The following is a 19,029-nucleotide window of genomic DNA, read 5'->3' on the forward strand; positions in this document are numbered from 1 at the left end:
AGGCGGTTGATTGGTCCGCGTGGGGGCAGGTGACCTCTGCCCCCACGCGGGTTTCTTGTGCTTAGGCGAGGGCGGGGGTGTCCCAGAGGTTGAGGACGGTGCCGATGTTCTTTTCTTCGGCGGTGCGGTAGAGGTCGGTGGCCCAGGCTACGTCTTCGATGGGCATGCCTCCGACGGAGTAGAGGATGATTTCCTCGTCGTCACGGCGGGCCGGGAGTTTGCCGGTGGCGATGTCGGCGATCTCTTCGATCTTCGAGGCGGGGATCTTTCCTTCTTCCAGGAGCCCGAACCAGTGCGAACCGGGGATGCCGAGGATCTGGTAGGCGGTGGGGCCGTATTCTTCGAGCCAGGCCCGGTAGAGGCCTTCGGCGTCGATGACCAGGCGGGCGTCGCCTTGGAGGAAGTCGTCGTCGAAGCGGGCCGCGGCAGGCAGGAGCAGGAGGGCGCCGGGCTTGATGGCGTGCTTGGGGAAGTAGGGGAATGCGTCGCTGCCGGCGGCGTCGGTTGAGGTGGTGGCCATGACGACGTCGGCCTCGGCGATGGCGTCTTCGATGGTTGCAGCTGCGGCGACCTTGGTCAGCTGGGGGAAGGTGGCTTGGGCCCAGTCAACGAAGGCCTGGGTGCTGCCGGTGCTGCGGCCTTTGACGTAGAGGGTGTCAATGGAGGGGCGCAGGGCCAGGGTGGTGGAGAGGACGGAGCGGGCGATGACTCCGGGTCCGACGACGGCGGCGACCTTCGCATCGGCCTTGGCCAGGTGCTTAACGCCAACGCCCGGGACCGCGCCGGTCCGGTAGGCGCTGAGCAGGTTGGCGCTCATGATCGACAACGGTGCACCGGTGTCGCGGTCATTCAGGACGAACACGTGGATCGAGCGGGGGAGACCCTTGGCCCGGTTTTCGGTGTTGGACCCGTACCACTTCACACCCGACGTCCCGAAGCGGCCGCCGAGGTAGGCGGGCATGGCCATGAAACGCCGGTCCGGTCCGTCTTTCGGCATTCCCTCAAACTCCGGGGCCGCCGGGAAGGTGATCATCGCACCGTGGGAGTTCCCGTTTTCGCCGGCCATCCGGTAGTCACCCTGACGCAGCAGGACGAGGGCCTCTTCCATGACATCGGTGCAGCGGACAAGGTCGCCGACGCCGGCTTCGATCATGTCGGGCTCGCTGAGGTAGCGGAAGTTGATGTGGGTAGACATGCGATATTCCTAAGTTCTTGATGGGAAACACTGATAACTGCCAGTAAACTCATGTGGAGTTTCAAGAGCGTCAAGTCCGCGTTTCGGGTGTGTAACTTCTACAACCCCACCGAGCCGCGTTCGAACATATGTTCTAATCTTGATTGCATGAGACCGAAGCAAGACTCCAAGGCGTTCGCCCGCATGCTGGCCCAACTGGAAGCGGACAATGACCATCCCAAGCCGGACGACGGCAAGATCATTGAACTGGAGCAAGGCAACCAGCCACTGGTCCGGGTCGGCGAAATCTACGGTCGCGCCATCAAATACACCAGGTCGTACGGATTGATCGAATGGGTGGATGACGGTCGCGCATACCACGTCCAATGGTTCCCGGCACGGCAAATCAAACGGGTAGACGAGGAATCGTGGCGAGGACGGCCCCTCTGACCGGGCCCTCAGGTCAGATCATCAAAATCCCCGCGCACCCAAGCGGCGTGCCTTTGCGCGGACGCCCTGAGCACAACCTTTGCCTCCGAAGTGATGGCGTTGTTGAAGTTGCCGTACATTCGGTCGAACTCCAACTCACCCAGTTGCTCCGCAACCCGTAGCGCCACTGCTCCCGACAACGGGAGGTGGTTGGGATAACTGCGCATGAACGCCACCGAGCGACGATCAGGGTTCGGAAACACCGTGTCGCCGGTAAGCAGGACACCCTTGCCCCCGGCTCCTGCGGACCAATGGACCACCGAGCTGCCAGGGACGTGCCCGCCCGTCTGATGAAGGGTCAGTCCCTCGGCAAGGGTCGTACTGCCGGACCAGATGGTGATGCTGGGGTCGTGGCGTCCGAGCCACCGGCGGTCAGCCTCCGGGACAAGGATTGGCGCTCCACCAAGACGGCGCGACCACTCCACCTGCACGCCAAACATGTGAGGATGGCTGGCCGCAACAGCCAGGACCGGGCCGTGCCCAAGAATCGTCGCCACGGAGGCATCATCCACAAAGCCAACCGGATCCCAGAGCAGAGAACCTACCGGAGTTACCACCAACTGGGACGTCTGGCCGATCCCGACCTTGGGTTCGGCGGTGATACCCCAAAGGCCGGGTTCATTCTCCTTGAAGACCAGCCGTTGCCCAGCTTCGCGCAGACCATCAAGGGTGAGCCAGCGTTGTCCCCCTTCAGGAACATATTGCCGCTCGTCGGCACAGATAGGGCACCGTTCCGGCGCAGGCTCGTCGCGTTCAACGGCACAGGTACCGCAGATCAACATCCTTGTCCCACCTTCACACAGTCTCTGCCCGTTGACCTGGGGCCGCAGGCCGGATTGCCCCAGACTATGGCAGACCCGCGCGCCCTGGAAGAGGCTGCCCGCGCTCGCAGACGCACATGTGGGCGGGAACAGGCACCGCGCCGGGGCAACCGCCCACTCCACGCAGCCCGGGGGTGCGTTGATCTTGGGAGACTATATTTGGCCGTGTCAGCCACCACCACAATCTTGGGAGTCTGCACACATGGCCAAGGAACTTGCCACCCAGCTCATCGAACAACTCCAGGCTGCAGGCGTGCAGCGGATCTACGGGATCGTGGGCGACAGCCTGAACCCCATAGTGGACGCCGTCCGGCAAACCGGAGGCGCTGCCAAGGGCGGCATCGATTGGATCCATGTCCGGCACGAGGAAGCGGCGGCTTTCGCCGCGGCCGCAGAAGCACAGCTCACCGGCAAGCTCGCCGCGTGCGCAGGCTCATGCGGTCCCGGTAACCTGCACCTGATCAACGGCCTGTATGACGCCAACCGCACAGGCGCCCCGGTACTCGCCATTGCTTCGCACATTCCCAGCAAACAGATCGGCAGCGGGTTTTTCCAGGAAACCCATCCGGACAGGTTGTTCAACGAATGTTCCGTCTACTCGGAGTTGGTCAGCACCGCCGAGCAGGCTCCGAGGGTCATGCACAGTGCGATACAGAGCGCGCTGGCGCTGGGGGGAGTTGCCGTCGTGACGCTCCCGGGCGACATTGCCGGCCTTGAGGCCACGGCGCCTACGCCGCGGCCGGCCACCTTCCGCCCGGCTACGCTGGTGCCGGATCCGGCAAGCTTTCAGGCCCTGGCGGACGCCATCAACGACGCCGGCAAGGTGGCCATATTCGCCGGGGCGGGGGTCGAGGGTGCCCACGCGGAGCTGATTGCGTTGGCTGAACTCGCGAAGGCCCCGATAGGGCACTCGCTCAGGGGCAAGGACTTTGTCCAGTATGACAACCCGTTCGATATCGGCATGACAGGCCTCTTGGGCTACGGGGCTGCGGCAGAAGGCATCGAGGACGCCGACTTGCTGATCCTCCTCGGAACCGATTTCCCGTACGACCAGTTCCTGCCGGATACGCGCACTGCCCAGGTGGACCGGGCCGCGCAGCGCCTGGGGCGGCGCACCGACGTCGATATTGCCGTCCATGGCGACGTTCTCCCGACACTGAAGGCCCTGTTGCCCTTGGTGAAAGCGAAAGAAAACCGCCGCTTCCTCGACCAGATGCTGAAGAAGCACGATCGTCTGATGAACAAGGCCGTGGGCGCCTACACACGCAAAGTGGAGAAGAAGCAGCCCATCCACCCGGAATATGCGGCGTCGCTGTTGGACCAAGTAGCCGCCGAGGACGCCATCTTCACCGCCGATACCGGGATGTGCAACGTTTGGACTGCCCGGTACATCAACCCCTTGGGTACACGAAGGTTGATTGGCTCCTTCCTGCACGGCTCCATGGCCAACGCGCTTCCGCATGCCATCGGCGCCCAACTGGCCTATCCCGGGCGGCAGGTTGTTTCAGTCTCCGGCGATGGCGGTCTCTCCATGCTGCTCGGCGAACTCATCACGGTGGCGTCCCACAAGCTTCCGGTAAAGGTGGTGGTGTTCAACAATTCGACGCTTGGAATGGTCAAGCTGGAGATGCTGGTGGATGGCCTTCCCGACTTTGGCGTGGATGTTCCTGACGCCCATTACGCTGCTGTTGCTTCGGCCCTGGGTTTCCACGCAGTCCGCGTCACCGACCCCGCAGAGATCGAAGAGGCCTACCGCGCGGCGTTCGCCCATCCCGGACCGGCGCTGGTGGAATTGATCACCGACCCGCAGGCATTGTCCATCCCACCCAAGATTTCAGGGTCGCAGGTGATCGGCTTCGCCACGGCAATGTCCAAGGTGGTGCTGAACCGGGGTGCCGGCGAGGCCGTCAGCATGGCTCGAAGCAACCTGCGCAACATACCCAGGCACTAAACCGGCAATCCACCGCATTCAGGATCCAGACCGGCCAGGCCATTCCCTGCCGGCCCACGGATCATAATTGGCAACCAACTCCTCCTGTCCGGGGCGGTCTGCCTCCGGAACGTGCTGAAGGTTGACCCGCACGCGGTACCAGAGGGAACTCGAGCCCCGCATGCCGTCCACCAGAACGTCGGCGGGATGAAGGTCAGGAACGATGTCCGCGTGCGTGGCCTTCCACTGCTCAAGTGCTTCCAAGGCTTCAGGTTTGGTTTTGGTCCTGGCCACTTCGATGAGCGGCATGGTTGATTGCCGGCGTCCGGACCCGTCGCCGCTGCGGGGAGCCTTTTCCGGAGGCCCCAGTTCGGCGGCCAACGCCAAGAGTCCGTCCAGGGCTCCCACGGCGTCGTCGATTCCGTCATGGGGATCACCACGCTCGGCAAAGCGCGCCGGTACTGTCAGCACCGTGAATTGAGCGGGCCGGGCCGTCGCCATCTCGTCCCAGGTCAGGGGAGTGGAGACCCTGGCATCGGGAAGCGGCCTCACCGAGTAGGCCGAGGCGACCGTCCGGTCCTTGGCATTTTGGTTGAAGTCCACGAATACGCTTTCGCCGCGTTCTTCCTTCCACCAGCGTGCAGTGGCGAGCCCGGGCGCGCGGTTCTCTACTTCGCGGGCCAAGGTTTCGGCCGCGAGCCGCACCTGGCGGTAGTCCCAGTCAGGCCTGATCCTTACCAGGATGTGGAGGCCACGCGAGCCGCTGGTTTTGGGCCAGCCCACCAAGCCCACGTCATCGAGGACCTCCCTTGCCACGTAGGCCACCTCAACGATCTGGGACCAATCCACCCCTGGCATGGGGTCAAGATCGATCCGGAGTTCGTCGGGATGGTCGAGATCCCCTGCGCGCACCGGATGCGGGTTGAGGTCGAGGCATCCCAGATTCACAACCCACGCGAGTCCCGCGGCGTCCCTGACCACCGCTTCTTCGGCCGACGTACCCGAGGAGTAATGCAGGGTTGCTGTGTCGATGAAGGGCGGGTGATTCTCCGGTACGCGTTTCTGGAAGAACGGTTCAGCGTTGATGCCCTTGGGAAATCTCTTGAGCACCATCGGACGTCCCCCGGCACCCCGCAAGGCGCCTTCGGCCACGGCCAGATAATAGCGGACGAGATCGAGTTTCGTGATGCCCGGTTCAGGAAACACCACCTTGTCAGGACTGGAAATACTGACGTCCCACTCATCGATGGTGAGAATCTCCGGCGGGGTCTTCGAGGGGCTCATGGCGCCACGCTAGCAATGATCGAATGGCCGGACCAGAGGTCCCGGCGGCCCGCGGCTGCGGTTATCAGCTGGGTGTCAACGCACGACGGCGACTACCGCACTGATCTCGACGAGGGCGCCCGGAACGCCCAAGCCGGCCACCCGCGCAGCCGTGACCAGCGGAGGCTCGTCGGATGCGAGTTCCGCAGCAATGGCACCGTAGCCCGCAGCCAGGTCTGCACCGTCAACGAACAGCACAGTCCACTGCACCACGTCCGCGAGCGTTGCCCCCACCGCCTCAAGAGCCGTCTTCGCGTTGGCGAGTGAGCGGGCAGATTGAACGGCGACGTCGTCCGCACCCACCAGCTTCCCCTCGGCGTCGACGGCGTTTTGCCCCCCGACGTAGATCGTGGTGGCTCCGGGAGGAACGACCGCGACGTGGCTGAACGCGGGGCTGATTACCAATCCTTCAGGCCTTAGCCGCTGAACGGAAGTCATGCGGCCATGATGCCACCAAATGCCGGGAATGTGGTCCATGCGGGAACGAGGCGACGGCCCGAAGCCGGCCCACCCGCGCAGGATCTTGAACGGCTCAACATGGCGGCGGTAGCATGGCCGCCACCACCCCGCAGCGAACGCAGCCAAGCAAGGAGCCAGCCATGGGTGAAAACCCAACAGGAAACACGTCAGCCGAACTCATGGTGGACCTGATCATTTCGCTGGATGGCTATGCCTCGGGGGAGGGCTGGCCCGGCTGGTGGGGATTGGAAGGGCCAGAATATCTGGCTTGGCTGGAGGAAGAAGGCCAGAAGGACATCACCCTGCTCATGGGCGCCAATACGTACCGGGTGATGTCCAGCCTCTCCCAGCAAGCAGCGGATCAGGCCTCCGATTTCTCGGAAGACGAGGGCGCCAGCCTGGGCGGCTTGGCCGAAATGCCCAAGGTGATCTTCTCGAACACCCTCCAGGAACCGCTTGCCTGGCCCAACACGGAACTGGTGCGGGGCGATGCGGTGCAAGCGGTGCAGGAACTGAAACGCACCCGTACGGGCACGTTGAGCACCCTGGGCAGCCTCAGCTTGAGCCGGTCCTTGTTGTCTGCCGGACTCGTGGACCGGTTTCGTCTGGTGGTCTTCCCGGTCATCACCGGGCGGACCGGCAGCGAGCGCATCTACGACGGCTATCCGGATGTCGCCTTGGAATTGATAAGCAGCAGGACGTTCGATGGGCGGTCGCAGCTTCTGGAGTACATCCCCACCGTCATCGATGGGCCGCCGCCCGGCCGAGCCTAAGCGTCGGCTTGAGCGGTAGGTCGACCACTAAGTCCCCACCTGTCGCGGCAGCACGAGCATATATCCGGCCGGCAATTCGCTGCTCCAACGCCGCGGCTCGCGGACCACGAACTGGGTGGCCAACTGTTCGGGAGCCAGCAAGGTATTTGGCGCCGGTGATGGGCCCCATTGGCCGCTGCCGTACGGGTACAACGGGTCCATTACCCTGATTCCCGTTACCTGGAAGTCCTGGTGTATCCGTGGATCGCCGACTGAATCGAAACCACTCATTACCCATGCGTGGCGGCCGCTCCACATCACCAGGCCTACGGGCCGGCCAGTATCCGCCATTGCACGGGCTGCCGTTCGCAGCGCGTCCTCGAAGCCCGGAATGCTCACCACTTGATAGGGACCCATACCCACTTCCCCCAGGACAGCGGCCCAGCCCATGGGGTTGGCTCCATTGAATGCGTTGGACGAACGCACCCTTGCCATGTCCCACAGTTCCCCTTGTTGGGCTTGGCCGGCCCACGTGCCGGCGCCGCCTTGCTGGACCAGGTTGTGGGCCATTTGGATGCTCGCTGCCACACACCACTCGAAGGTGTACTGCGGAACGAAATCGCCGTCCTCGTACAGGTTGAACGCAAACGGCTGGGGCCCCGCGGCCGGGGTTGCCGTCGCGGCGGGCGCGGAACCGCCCGCCAGGGCCGGCGGGGATTCGACCGGGGCTGGCTGATTGATTGACGTTTCCTGCGGGGCCGGGGGAGCGTAGACGTCCGGAGCGGCTGAACAGCCGGCCATAAGGGTCGCCGCCACCGCGGCACCAAGGAAAAGACGGGCTGGGTTACCGGTCATTGTCCCACCAGTCTATTCCTGCCCTTGTGGTGCAGGACAGGTATGCGTAGCGTGGGGGGATAGGCTCCTTCGCCGATGCAGCCCGGCGGTCTTTGCCTTTCATCCCCTTTGGAGGCCGTCATGGCCACAGATACTTTCGCGCGCTTCATCCAGGAAACCCTGGTGATTGAAGAAGACACCGACGAGGGCATGGACCTCGATACCCTCTACGGCCTCTACATCAGCTGGTGCCGTATCTCGGACGTTCCGAGGGAACCCGAAGGCCGGTTCCTTTCCACGTTGCGCCGGCACCGGCTCCGTTGGGGCCACGATGAAGGCGGTTGGGTCCTGGTGGGCCTGCGGATGGTGGGGCCCGCCGCCCGGGACTATGTCGTTTCCAGTGCAGTTCCTTGCCGCACCGGAAATGCCGATGACTGGGAGCTTTCGGTGGAACCAGGCGCCGCCGCCTGAATCCACAGCGAGGGTCTAACCGGCCTGCGTTGTGCTTGCCAGGCTCAGCAGGTCCACACCATGCATCGCATCTGCGGCGCGGACCAGTGCCAGATGCGAGAAAGCCTGCGGATAATTGCCTGCCATCCGTTGGTTTTCCGTGTCGTACTCTTCACCGAGGAGTCCAAGCTCATTACTGAGTCCCACCAGCTTGTCCATGAGGCGTTTGGCATCGTCCGTGCGTCCTGTCCGGGCATATTGCTCAACCAACCAAAAGGAACAGGCCAGGAAAGGGTGTTCTCCGGGTTCCAGCCCGTCCACGCCAGTCTCCGTTCGGTAACGCAGCAACAGGCCGCCGTCGGTCAGCAGTTCCTCTTCAAGGCGGGCCACGGTACTCAGGATCCGTTCATGCCAGTACGGCAGGAAACCAACCTGGGGCATGACAAGCAGGGCAGCGTCCGTTTGGACGCCTCCATAGGTCTGCGTGAATGAGTTCAGGTCCAGGTTGAAGGCCTGGTCCATGATCTCCTGGCGGAGCCTGTCGCGGAGCTGCTCCCAGTGCTCTGCCGGCCCCTCCAGGCCGTGATCCCTCACGGCGCGTATGCCGCAGTCGAAGGCGGCCCACATCATCACCCTCGAATGCGTGAAGAACCGCGGTTCACCCCTGATTTCCCACAGCCCGTAGTCTTTGTCGTCGACATGTTTTTCCACGAAGCCCAGGAGGATCTGCTGCAGGGTCCAGGAGAAGTGATCCTCCTTCCCGCCAGCCATGCGAAGCCTTTCCAGGGCCACCATTACTTCGCCAACCACGTCAGCCTGGAATTGTGCCACGGCAGCGTTCCCTACTCGTACGGGACGGGAGCCTGCGTATCCCGGAAGGTGCTCAAGAACCAGTTCCGGCAGGTCCCGTTCGCCCGCAATGCCATACATGATTTGAAGGTCTTCCGGTTGCCCTGCCAACGCCCGCAACAACCAGTTGCGCCATTCCAAAGCTTCGGTTTCATATCCATGCGTCAGCATCGATTCCAAGGTCAGAGCAGCATCCCGCAACCAGCAATAGCGGTAGTCCCAGTTCCTGGTTCCACCAAATTCCTCCGGAAGGGAAGTTGTGGGGGCGGCAACAATCCCACCGGTTTCATAGTTTGTAAGGGCCCGTAGAACCAGGAGGGACCTTTTGACGGCGTTGCCGTAGGTGCCGTTCGAGCGGCAATGGCTGCCCCATCTTGTCCAATACGATGTGGCCTGTTCCAGGGCGGCGTCCACATCGATCCTGGCCGGCGCCGTCCGGTGCGACGGGAACCACGTCAGCTCAAAGTCGAGGATGTCCGCCTCGGATACCGGGAATTCTCCTGCGTGACCGTGGGTGTGCGGCTCTGGAAGGCATGGACCTCGAAGCGCCATCGCGTCCGGTCCAGCCAAGGCCTGGAGCATTGTCCCGCCGGAATGGGGATCGCGGACTCGCCGCGTCCAGGGGACGATTTTGGCATAGCCAGGACGAACGATCAGTTCCTGGCGCATTTGCACGACTCCCTCAAGGCCCGTGATGCGGCGGAGGATTGACGAGGTGGCATGCCCTACCGGCATGAAGTCCGTAACCCGGACAGACCCAGTGGCCGTGCGCCAAACCGTTTCCAGAACGAAGGTCGAGTCCAGGTATGACCGGTTCTCCACCACGGCTTCGAGATCACTAGGGGCGAGCAGCCATCGGCCCTGTTCTTCAGCGCCCAACAGCGCGCTGAACTGGGAGGGGGAGTCGAATCTCGGGAAACACGCCCAGTCGACGCTGCCTGACCGGGAAATCAATGGACCGGTCAGCAGGTCCGACAGCAGTGCGTAGTCCTCAATGGGATCGGCCATGGCTTTACTAAAACACAGCGGGACGTGAGGCGGGAGGGCTACGTTGCGGCGCTCAGCGCCATCGGTGAGCAGACAAAAAACGGCGGCTGCTCAACCTGGGCAAACGGGACGACGATCCAGCGACCACCGTAGAACTCGACGTACGAGTCCGGAGTGCATTGTGCGTAGGCTTCTTCCCGCGTCATCGTCTTCTCCTTTCCTCATCCAGGTGCCGGACCACTGGGGGCGGCTACTACAGGTGCCGTTCTTCTGATCGATTGGTACTCTTAACTATAGACTTTCATTGATAAGGGTCAATAGACATTCAAGGTTAAATGTCACTTTCCCAAGGAGGACGAGTACCGGTGTCGACATGGAAAGAGCAACTGGCTTTTGCCCCTCTGGAGACTGCCGACAGGGGAGAGGAGGTTGCCAGGCGCCTCAGGCATGCCATCGAGCTGGGTGTCCTGGAGGACGGGTCCCAACTGCCAAGCGAGAGTTATCTCGCCGCCCGAATGGGCGTTTCAACGCTGACGCTTCGGGCGGCACTGGCTGAACTGCGGGGACTGGGACTCGTGGAGACCCGGCGCGGCAAGGGCGGTGGAAGTTTCGTCAAAGCCAACACGGGCGACGTCGCACGGATGCAAAAACAGTCGGTTGGAACCTATTCGCTTGAGGATCTCCGGGACCTGCGCGAATTCCGGGCATTTCTGGCCGGCAGCGCCGCTGCGGCAGCTGCTGAAAGGTCCGGCAGACTCTCCTTGGGCCGCCTCGAGCACATGTCCGACGAAATCCGGGCGAGCAAACAGTCGGCCGAAGCGATCCGGGCCGACAGCAAGTTCCACATTGAGCTGGCGGCAAGTTCCGGCTCCGTCAGGCTGACCCGGCAGGAAGCGGAACTGCAGGCGGAGGTCGGCCCACTGATCTGGATGGATCCGTCGCCCCACAGGGCTACTGCGGCGGACGAGCACGCACGGATCGTTGAAGCGATCAAGGCCGGGAACGTCGCGCTGAGCCGTCAGCTCGCCGAGGACCACGTGCGGAGGGACATGAACCTGGTTATTGACAAGAGATTGGAGCTCGATGTTCCACCTGCGGACGCAAAACGTCCTCCTGCGTCGAACGAGCGTGCAGTCACGGCCATCGAAACCCTTGCCGACACCTTCCGGGGGATTGCGGCCGCCTCGTTGCGCGACCTTGAGCAGGCTGTTCGGGGCAGCATCGCCTCCGGTGTGAGCCGGGACAAGGCAGATTCGGATATCTATGCCGTCGCCAGAAGGTCCTTGGCCATCGGGGTTCCGCTCCTGTACGGCAACGGCTTCATGGCTGATCAGGACTTTTATGGCGAAAGCTGGATTGCCTGGTCCTACGCGCCGAACGGGCCCGAATCTCCGCAGCGGCTGTACATCGACATGGACCTCTATGAGGTGAACACCGCGCCGTGGCTACCGCGCCAGGACGATGACGATGAAGGCGGCAACCACGTCAGCCATGCCTACGTGGACGCCAGCGGCACCAATGAGATGGTGATGACCTTCAGCAGACGGATCACGGTCGATGGAAAATACGTCGGCGTGGTGGGCGCCGATGTCTCGATCAGCCAACTGCAAACGGCATTCGAAGCCCACCTGCGTGAATTGCCGCCCAACAGCTGCATCATTGACCAGGAAGGAGCGACCCTGGCAACGAACTCGGGCCGCTTTGTCGGCGCAACCATACCTGTGAATACCAAAGATTCGCGTGAGTTGCCCGGCGTCCCTTGGCGGCTCTGCATTGGCTACTCTGCGTAGCTCTCCATTGGTCCGGAAGGACTCAGTTCGCTCCGACCAACTCGTTGAGCCAGGCAATCTCCAAGTCCCTGCTGCTGCGGGGGCTGAATATGGCATATTCACCCATGGGCTTCGCGTCAGGCCCTGATAGGCGCTGACCACCCAAAGTCACAAAGGGCCGTTCATCCAGATAAGTGAGGCGGGGCAGCCCGACGATGTTGAACTCCTGGACGCACTGCGCGCATATGGGCGTTTCCCGAATGTGCGCGTGGGCGGGGTTGGTCCAACAGGTTTGGCAGTAGGCAATTTCGCCGGGCATTGTTTCCTTGGTGCTTGATGATGCTGAGGATCCTTGGATCGGTGATGCTCCACCAATTCTTGCAGTCGCTCCCACGCGATATCGAGGAAGTGTGACCAGCTCCACGGCGTGACTTTTCACAGCATCCTCGCGTGAGCCGTCAGGCACGGGGGACCGGCGAAACAGCACGTTCACGAGCGAACTCATGCAACTCTTGGTCCATGAATACTGAGAATCTATCGCCAGGGAGACTTGTGACATCTGGAGCGATGGCCCTGGCCGGGACGTTCGTCGTTGAGGTTGGGATCAGGCAAGCGTGGCCCTTCATAGGCTTCTGCGATGACAGGGGAAAGAAGGCAAGGGAGATCCGTCTCTACATCGACGCCCCGTGGAGTATAGGAGACACGACCGGCGACACAGATTCCGATGACAAGTGGCTGATGTCAGCACTTCAAATCAATAATTGCACCGTCTCTAACGTTCTGGTCGATCCTGAATTCAACTTGCGCATCGATCTATTCAATGCGCCGAGCCTGACTGTCTCGGGAAAACCGGCCGCAACCACGGCTGGTGAACCGTGGTGGGTCGGTGAGATCAGCGGGTGAAAATGTCGGCGCAGTCCTTGCAGGGACATGGCATCGATCCAATCCACCGGGAAATTCACTACGATTGGCCCCACGGGGAGGGAAAATTCTGCGGAACGAATAGAAGAGGACGCAGAAGACGCAGCAGACTCTTTCATTCGGGAAAGGCCGGACGGTGCTGCATACCATAGACGAACCCGTAGCGACGGCCGTGTTGACCTGGCTGACAGCCGAAGAAGGTGGACGCAAGGCTGGACCGCCGACCGCAAATGTCTATGCCGCTACATGCGTCTTTTCTCTAGGAGAAGAGCCGGTAGTGCAACTAGGCTGGCCGGCAACGGCTGAGGAGATGTTCAGCATCCTCCTTGAGGAAATCGCGGCAGTAGGCGCTTCCAATCAGATCCGCTACAACGTCGGGTTCCTCGTCCCAGAGCTTGCAAGGCCGTTCGTGTGTCCGGGCGTACAGCTTGTGGTTCTGGAAGGGCCAAGAGTTGTCGCTCAGGGCCGCATCGAAGACGTCTTTGATGCCCGTAGCCGCCCCGACCTTGGCCAGCAGATATGAAGTACATCCTCGTCTTGCAATGGCAGGGTCGCTCTGGGATTGATTACGACAAACTTATCGCGATGGAAGACATCGTCTTGGCAGAACTCCCGGGGTCGCTTGGAGTGGTGGATGGGCACGACTGTGGCTCAGGTGAGATGAACATCTTCGTTCACACCGAACGGCCAGTTGAAGCGTTTGCGGCTGTGATGTCGTCGCTCAGTTCTGAGTCACGGTGGACAGATACAAGGGCGGCGTACAGGCCCATGGATTCGAACGATTTTGTCATTTTGTGGCCAACAACCCTCAAGAACTTTACTGTGTCCTGAGGCCGCAGTGATGAATGAGATGAGGTCCGAGACGGATTAGTGGCGTTCCTCGTTGTGAGGTGAACCGTTCGGCTACTTCGGTGGCCAGGGCCCGTTGAGGAGCTTCTTTGCTTCTTCGACAATCAGCTGACCGATTTGGTGTCGGTCAATGGTCCAAGATGGTGTCCAATCGTCCCACTCGCTCACTTGGCCGACGAGTGGTCTGAGTGATTCGGGATATCCGAGTTCGTCCCACCCCTCCCACCAGATGAGGCGACCCGCATAGTCGGGCTTTAGTTCCCCGTCTATCAGCGTCTGGCAGAGCCATCTGACCAAGTTCCAGCGTTCGGGCGTCGTCTTCGCGGGTGTCGGCGGCGCAATGTTCAACTCGTTGACGACTGCGTTGAATAGATCATGCGCGTCGCCTTCTTCCCGTCGAGTAAGACCGGCTAGGAGCGGCAGCGATGGCGAATCTACGCCATCCAACAGAGCGTTTAGAGCTGTTGCAATCAACACGTCGGCGCCCACAATTTCCTCGTATAGGGCTTCCCGGATGGCAAGCACGCGGAGATCGTTTGTATGCGTCATAGGACGAGTTTCGCAGAGGGCACGACTGCGTCGATACATTCGTCAATGCGGACGCCCCATGCTGGAGAATATCCCGTGTGGATAGAACGAAATTGGTCGGGTCGGCCTTCGCTGGCGCTTTCAAATTGCGCGGGTTCCGGAAACGGGGCCGGAACTGGTTCCGAACGACATCAGCCGGCGAGTATCAGGTGGTTAACCTTCAGAAGTCCCCGTGGGGGAGCGGAGACTACTATCTGAACCTTGGTTGGGACCCATCGGTCCCTAGTGGGGAGTTCCGTCCAGAAAACTTCTGCCTCCTGAGCCTTCGAGCCGAAACAACAGACGTAATCCCGCCGATTGATTTTGCTCGACCTGATGGCTTGGTTGCACGAGACCTTCCGGGAACCATCCTGCTCGACGCCGAAATGGGTGCTCGCATCCCCGAGGATGCGTTCCTCAAACAGCTCACTGACGTTGTCATCAACCCGGTCGCAGACTTTATGGACAGTACCCCGTCTGTAGTCGATCTGGTTCCGCTGCTTTCTGCCAAGCCCCAGTTCGCTTTCGTTCCCGTGCGGCAAGAACTTAGCCGCCGAGGATATGAGCTGCCCCAGCGCTAGGACACGGCGGGATCCCATGGCAACCAGAAATCGTGGTCGTCACAACCCGATCAACGGCGAGAGCCGTGGTGCCAGAGGCCTAGACCCTCAGCAGGGGCAGCGGCACGACGTAGTATTCCTTTGCTTTCCTGCTTGTCACGAAGGTGCGGCATCGGGACTGGGCTTCTTCTTCGGAATTGAACCGTAGTGCCTGGTTTTCTCTGGGGGTCCATTCGTCGCCGGGCCGGTTGGGATGCAGGTAGTAATAGAACGTCTGTCCTGTGTCCAGGCGCACGACTATGCCCCAAGCGGCGGGTTTACGCTTTCCCATTCCGGTCCTTTCGCTTGTTGTCTCTCAGCTTTTCCGGAGTGTTGTTCGTCCGTCGGCTGACGTAGCGGGTCCATTCGTCGCCGGCGTTGTCGGCGTGGATGAATGCTACTTGGTGGCCGTAGCCCAGAGCGTCGGCGACCAGCGGTGGCGGTGTGATCGTGAGGAGTTCATCGAGGGCGGTGTTTCGGGCGCCACGCAGGTCGATGCCGAGGCTCCGGAGCCTGTCCATGATGGTGTTCGGGTGCAGGTGTTGTCCTGCTCTGGTGCTTGGGAAAAGCCATGGGCCTTGGGTGTTTGATCCGGTTCTGAGGTTGGGCCGGCTTGCCAGGTGCTGTCGGATCAAGTCTGCTACGGGGGTGGGGACGGGCACTGGGTGGAGGCCCAAGGTGATTCTCATGTTGCCGGTGGTTTCGTTGGTCTCTATGGCGTCGGTCCGGAGTCTGGCGACTTTCACGAGCGGTTGGGCGTTGAGAAGCAGAAGGGCGCCGGCGACTCGGTAGGGCAGGGATTCGCTGGTGCCTGTGAGGAGTTCCCGCAACCAGGCCAGGCGCTGGTCCTGGGTGATTGTTGGCCGTGTTTTCGCGGTGTAGTAGCCCATTTCGGCGCGGTGGTTCGTGCCGGTGTTCTTGATGAAGATGATGAAGATGATGAACGTGCGGATCTGTTTTCTGGTTGTGGGTCCGGCGGCGAGCCAGGATTCGATGTCTTGCTGGGTGCAGGTCGCTGCTGTTCGTTGGTGCGTTTCCCAGAGCCAGAGAAGGAATTTGATGGTTTCGGTGATCTCTTGTTTGGCCGAGTGCACCGGGCCGCGGGCGTTCTTCTCCGGTGTTGTGGTGGTCCGGATGCGTCGGAGGTGGTGCCAGGTCGCGAAGTGCTCGACTGGTTTAGCCACCTGCTCGGGCAGGGGTACGAGTTTGGATTTGATCCAGTCTTCGAACCGGGCCAGGTAGGGGAGCAGGCCGTGGTGGACGAGCAGGGCGCGTAGGTGGTTTGTTGCTCGTTCGGCCGTTTCGGCGTAGGTATCGAGGCCTTCGTGGGTCAGGGTGTTGTCCCGTTGGGGAGGGATCTCAGGAGGGCTTGGACTGTGGCCGAGCGTTTCCAGGTGATGATGCTCTCGGGGCGCTCGGCTTGGCAGAGAATGTCGATAAGCCGGGCAGCTGTTGCGGGATCAGCGGGGTTATCAAGGCAAAACCGCAGGTCAGAGGCGCTTCTTGCGCAGTCATCCATGCGCAACGCATCACGCCGGACCGTAGGCAGGATCGCCGGCGGAGGCAAGCCGACCGCCTAGATTCTGCGGAAACTACCGGGGGTCGGGGAGATCCCGACAGGATCAGCGGATGGGGCGAATTGATTCATCTGATGAGATACGCAGAGTACTACTTGACATAATGTAGATTATCGGCGTTTTATAGAGGCGAAGAGAGGGACCGTCCGAACCAGCCCGGACGGCCCCAAGCGCCGCGCCCTCAGGCTCCTACGTAAGCCGCCAAGTGCTTCGCCGTCAGCGTCGATTTGCCGGCCACCAGTTCAGCCGGGGTTCCGGCGAAAACGATCTTGCCGCCGTCGTGACCCGCCCCAGGACCCAAGTCGATAATCCAGTCGGCGTGAGCCATGACTGCCTGGTGATGCTCAATCACGATGACGGACTTGCCGGACTCAACAAGCCTGTCCAACATTCCGAGCAGATTCTGCACGTCCGCCAGGTGCAGGCCCGTGGTTGGTTCGTCCAGGATGTAGATGTCGCCCTTTTCGGACATCTGGGTTGCAAGCTTCAGGCGCTGGCGTTCGCCGCCGGACAAGGTAGTCAACGGCTGGCCCAAGGTCAGGTAGCCGAGACCGACGTCTGCCAGCCTGTCGAGGATCTTGTGGGCGGCCGGAGTCCGGGCTTCGCCTTCGCTGAAGAACTTTTCGGCCTCGTTGACAGACATTGCAAGCACTTCTGCAATATTCCGCCCGCCGAACCTGTAGTCCAAAACCGACGCCTGAAAGCGCTTTCCCTCGCACTCCTCACATGTCGATTCGACAGTGGCCATAACGCCCAGATCCGTGTAGATCACACCGGCACCATTGCAGGTTGGGCACGCACCTTCGGAATTGGAACTGAACAACGCAGGCTTCACGCCGTTGGCCTTGGCAAAAGCCTTCCGGATGGGCTCCAAAAGTCCGGTATAGGTTGCTGGGTTGCTTCGCCGCGAGCCGCGAATGGCGCCTTGGTCAATGACCAAGACACCCTCGCGCTTGGCTACCGAGCCATGGATCAGCGAGCTCTTGCCGGAACCGGCCACACCCGTAAGGACGCAAAGAACCCCGAGCGGAATATCGACGTCCACATCCTGCAGATTGTTCGTTGATGCGCCGCGTACCTCGAGTTGTCCCTCGGAGGGCCGGACGCTGGATTTGATGGAGGCGCGGTCGTCCAGGTGCCGTCCTGTGATGGTGCCACTCCCCCGCAACCCTTCGAGGTCGCCCTCGAAGCAGACGGTCCCGCCTCCCGTTCCGGCTCCGGGGCCCAGGTCCACTACGTGGTCGGCGATCGCGATGGTCTCCGGTTTGTGTTCCACCACCAGCACCGTGTTGCCCTTGTCCCGAAGCTGCAGCAGTAGTTGGTTCATGCGCTCGATGTCGTGCGGGTGGAGTCCAATCGTTGGCTCATCGAAGACGTAGGTAATGTCCGTCAAGGAAGAACCGAGGTGACGGATCATCTTTGTCCGCTGGGCCTCTCCCCCGGACAAAGTACCCGCAGGACGGTCCAGGGACAGGTAGCCAAGGCCAATGCCGGTGAACGAATCCAAAAGGTGCTGCAGGCCCTTGAGCAGGGGCGCTACGGACGGCTCGTCAAGTCCACGGATCCAGGTTGCCAGGTCGCTGATCTGCATCTTGCACACGTCGGCAATGCTCTTGCCCTGGATCTTGGAAGAACGCGCTTCCGGGCTGAGGCGGGTGCCTTCGCACTCGGGGCAGGTGGTGAAGGTAATGGCGCGCTCCACGAAAGCCCGGACGTGCGGCTGCAGCGCATCGACGTCCTTGGAGAGCATCGACTTCTGGATCTTGGGAATGATGCCTTCGTAGGTAAGGTTGATGCCTTCCACCTTGACCTTGGTGGGTTCGCGGTAGAGGAGATCGTGGAGTTCCTTCTTGGTGAACTTGGCAATCGGCTTGTTCATGTTGAAGTACCCGGTGCCGCTGAAGATGCGTCCGTACCATCCGTCCATGCTGTAACCGGGAACGGTCAGGGCACCTTCGCTGAGGGACTTGGTGTCGTCGTAGAGGGCAGAGAGGTCGAAGTCGTTAACGGAGCCCATCCCTTCACACCGGGAACACATGCCGCCCAGGCGGTTGAAGGAAGCCTTCTCGGTCTTGGTCTTGCCCTCACCACGTTCCACGGTGATGGCACCGCTGGCCTTGACGGTGGGCACATTGAACGAATACGCGTTGGGTGATCCGATGTGCGGCTGGCCGAGCCGGCTGAACAGGATACGCAGCATCGCGTTGGCATCCGTGGCAGTGCCAACAGTGGAACGGGGGTTGGATCCCATGCGCTCCTGGTCGACGATGATCGCGGTTGTCAGGCCTTCGAGCATGTCGACGTCCGGCCGTGCGAGTGAAGGCATGAACCCCTGAACGAAGGCGCTGTAGGTCTCGTTGATCATGCGCTGGGATTCCGCTGCGATGGTGCCGAACACCAGCGAACTCTTACCCGATCCTGACACGCCCGTGAAAACAGTCAGGCGGCGTTTGGGGATGTCGATGCTGACATCCTTCAGGTTGTTCTCGCGTGCTCCCTGGACCCGGATGAGGCCGTGGGTGTCTGCAACGTGCGATCCGGTAGTCTGCGTGTCCGTGCTCGCGGCAATGCTCATGATCTCTCCATCTGCCTGGCGGCGCTGCTTTGCAGTCACCCGTTGGCGTCGCCTCTCCCCGTCATGGCCACCCGCGGCCAGTACGTTCGATTCTCGTTCGTTGG

The 19,029-nt window shown here is 61.6% G+C and carries 20 protein-coding genes and 1 pseudogene; 10 read left to right on the top strand and 11 right to left on the bottom strand.

Translation table 11 applies throughout. The annotated features are described in order from the left end of the window. Positions 1 to 61: 61 nt before the first annotated feature. On the bottom strand, positions 62 to 1,195 hold the full coding sequence (locus tag ACFVSJ_RS18080; protein ID WP_387438330.1) for a tyramine oxidase subunit B: 1,134 nt from the start codon (positions 1,193 to 1,195) through the stop codon (positions 62 to 64). 147 nt (positions 1,196 to 1,342) lie between these two features. Between ACFVSJ_RS18080 and ACFVSJ_RS18085 the strand changes: the two genes are divergently transcribed. Continuing rightward, complete coding sequence (locus ACFVSJ_RS18085; protein WP_387438331.1) at positions 1,343 to 1,624, top strand: hypothetical protein; 282 nt, start codon at positions 1,343 to 1,345, stop codon at positions 1,622 to 1,624. An 8-nt stretch (positions 1,625 to 1,632) separates the two neighbouring features. On the opposite strand, the gene ACFVSJ_RS18090 is transcribed toward ACFVSJ_RS18085, so the two are convergent. Beyond that, positions 1,633 to 2,445, bottom strand: coding sequence for an MBL fold metallo-hydrolase (locus ACFVSJ_RS18090; RefSeq protein WP_387438332.1), 813 nt, complete (start codon positions 2,443 to 2,445; stop codon positions 1,633 to 1,635). Positions 2,446 to 2,686: 241 nt separating this feature from the next. Here ACFVSJ_RS18090 and ACFVSJ_RS18095 point away from each other — a divergent pair, with 241 nt between their 5' ends. Next, on the top strand, positions 2,687 to 4,435 hold the full coding sequence (locus ACFVSJ_RS18095) for a pyruvate dehydrogenase (protein ID WP_387438333.1): 1,749 nt from the start codon (positions 2,687 to 2,689) through the stop codon (positions 4,433 to 4,435). An 18-nt stretch (positions 4,436 to 4,453) separates the two neighbouring features. Here the strand turns inward: ACFVSJ_RS18095 and ligD are convergent, their stop codons facing one another. Both ligD and ACFVSJ_RS18105 read right to left on the bottom strand, forming a co-directional pair. Then, positions 4,454 to 5,698, bottom strand: a complete 1,245-nt coding sequence (ligD, locus tag ACFVSJ_RS18100) for a non-homologous end-joining DNA ligase (RefSeq protein ID WP_387438334.1) — start codon at positions 5,696 to 5,698, stop codon at positions 4,454 to 4,456. Between the two features lie 75 nt (positions 5,699 to 5,773). Continuing rightward, a complete protein-coding gene (locus ACFVSJ_RS18105) occupies positions 5,774 to 6,175 on the bottom strand; it encodes a RidA family protein (protein ID WP_387438335.1) in 402 nt (133 codons plus the stop codon). 161 nt (positions 6,176 to 6,336) lie between these two features. On the opposite strand from ACFVSJ_RS18105, the gene ACFVSJ_RS18110 reads away from it, so the two are divergent. Next, positions 6,337 to 6,969: a dihydrofolate reductase family protein gene (locus ACFVSJ_RS18110; RefSeq protein WP_387438336.1), complete on the top strand. Its 633-nt coding sequence runs from the start codon at positions 6,337 to 6,339 to the stop codon at positions 6,967 to 6,969. Positions 6,970 to 6,996: 27 nt separating this feature from the next. Here ACFVSJ_RS18110 and ACFVSJ_RS18115 read toward each other — a convergent pair whose 3' ends face one another. Beyond that, complete coding sequence (locus ACFVSJ_RS18115) at positions 6,997 to 7,803, bottom strand: hypothetical protein (protein WP_387438337.1); 807 nt, start codon at positions 7,801 to 7,803, stop codon at positions 6,997 to 6,999. Positions 7,804 to 7,923: 120 nt separating this feature from the next. Between ACFVSJ_RS18115 and ACFVSJ_RS18120 the strand changes: the two genes are divergently transcribed. After that, complete coding sequence (locus tag ACFVSJ_RS18120; protein WP_387438338.1) at positions 7,924 to 8,253, top strand: hypothetical protein; 330 nt, start codon at positions 7,924 to 7,926, stop codon at positions 8,251 to 8,253. A gap of 15 nt (positions 8,254 to 8,268) precedes the next feature. On the opposite strand, the gene ACFVSJ_RS18125 is transcribed toward ACFVSJ_RS18120, so the two are convergent. Continuing rightward, positions 8,269 to 10,089 carry a glycoside hydrolase family 15 protein gene (locus ACFVSJ_RS18125; RefSeq protein WP_387438339.1) on the bottom strand — a complete coding sequence of 607 codons (1,821 nt, stop codon included), beginning with the start codon at positions 10,087 to 10,089 and terminating at the stop codon, positions 8,269 to 8,271. A gap of 38 nt (positions 10,090 to 10,127) precedes the next feature. Further along, positions 10,128 to 10,274, bottom strand: a complete 147-nt coding sequence (locus ACFVSJ_RS18130; protein WP_387438340.1) for a hypothetical protein — start codon at positions 10,272 to 10,274, stop codon at positions 10,128 to 10,130. A gap of 159 nt (positions 10,275 to 10,433) precedes the next feature. On the opposite strand from ACFVSJ_RS18130, the gene ACFVSJ_RS18135 reads away from it, so the two are divergent. The 4 genes from ACFVSJ_RS18135 (at position 10,434) to ACFVSJ_RS18150 (ending at position 13,589) form a co-directional block, all read left to right on the top strand. Beyond that, positions 10,434 to 11,858, top strand: coding sequence for a GntR family transcriptional regulator (locus ACFVSJ_RS18135; protein WP_387438341.1), 1,425 nt, complete (start codon positions 10,434 to 10,436; stop codon positions 11,856 to 11,858). Between the two features lie 498 nt (positions 11,859 to 12,356). Then, a complete protein-coding gene (locus ACFVSJ_RS18140) occupies positions 12,357 to 12,740 on the top strand; it encodes a hypothetical protein (protein WP_387438342.1) in 384 nt (127 codons plus the stop codon). A 154-nt stretch (positions 12,741 to 12,894) separates the two neighbouring features. Next, a complete protein-coding gene (locus ACFVSJ_RS18145; protein WP_387438343.1) occupies positions 12,895 to 13,281 on the top strand; it encodes a hypothetical protein in 387 nt (128 codons plus the stop codon). Then, the gene (locus tag ACFVSJ_RS18150) at positions 13,278 to 13,589 is read left to right on the top strand and encodes a hypothetical protein (protein ID WP_387438344.1); all 312 of its coding nucleotides are present in this window, start codon (positions 13,278 to 13,280) and stop codon (positions 13,587 to 13,589) included. The genes ACFVSJ_RS18145 and ACFVSJ_RS18150 overlap by 4 nt, the downstream gene beginning before the upstream one ends. A 72-nt stretch (positions 13,590 to 13,661) precedes the next feature. On the opposite strand, the gene ACFVSJ_RS18155 is transcribed toward ACFVSJ_RS18150, so the two are convergent. Next, positions 13,662 to 14,156: a hypothetical protein gene (locus ACFVSJ_RS18155; RefSeq protein WP_387438345.1), complete on the bottom strand. Its 495-nt coding sequence runs from the start codon at positions 14,154 to 14,156 to the stop codon at positions 13,662 to 13,664. 77 nt (positions 14,157 to 14,233) lie between these two features. Between ACFVSJ_RS18155 and ACFVSJ_RS18160 the strand changes: the two are divergent. Together ACFVSJ_RS18160 and ACFVSJ_RS18165 are read left to right on the top strand one after the other, a co-directional pair. Continuing rightward, positions 14,234 to 14,389, top strand: a pseudogene (locus tag ACFVSJ_RS18160) (DUF4304 domain-containing protein); the annotation flags it as partial. A 126-nt stretch (positions 14,390 to 14,515) separates the two neighbouring features. After that, positions 14,516 to 14,755 (top strand): hypothetical protein, encoded by a 240-nt coding sequence (locus ACFVSJ_RS18165; protein WP_387438457.1) that lies wholly within the window; start codon positions 14,516 to 14,518, stop codon positions 14,753 to 14,755. 79 nt (positions 14,756 to 14,834) lie between these two features. Here ACFVSJ_RS18165 and ACFVSJ_RS18170 read toward each other — a convergent pair whose 3' ends face one another. From ACFVSJ_RS18170 to ACFVSJ_RS18180, 3 genes are all read right to left on the bottom strand, one after another. After that, entirely contained in the window at positions 14,835 to 15,065 is a 231-nt protein-coding gene (locus ACFVSJ_RS18170; RefSeq protein WP_387438346.1) for a hypothetical protein, read from the bottom strand. Beyond that, positions 15,052 to 15,957, bottom strand: a complete 906-nt coding sequence (locus ACFVSJ_RS18175) for a recombinase XerD (protein ID WP_387438347.1) — start codon at positions 15,955 to 15,957, stop codon at positions 15,052 to 15,054. The genes ACFVSJ_RS18170 and ACFVSJ_RS18175 overlap by 14 nt, the downstream gene beginning before the upstream one ends. Positions 15,958 to 16,531: 574 nt before the next feature. Continuing rightward, the gene (locus ACFVSJ_RS18180; RefSeq protein ID WP_387438348.1) at positions 16,532 to 18,925 is read right to left on the bottom strand and encodes an ATP-binding cassette domain-containing protein; all 2,394 of its coding nucleotides are present in this window, start codon (positions 18,923 to 18,925) and stop codon (positions 16,532 to 16,534) included. Positions 18,926 to 19,029: the final 104 nt, after the last annotated feature.

The sequence above is a fragment of the Paenarthrobacter sp. NPDC058040 genome (genome assembly GCF_042885775.1).
In the GTDB taxonomy this organism is placed as follows: domain Bacteria; phylum Actinomycetota; class Actinomycetes; order Actinomycetales; family Micrococcaceae; genus Arthrobacter.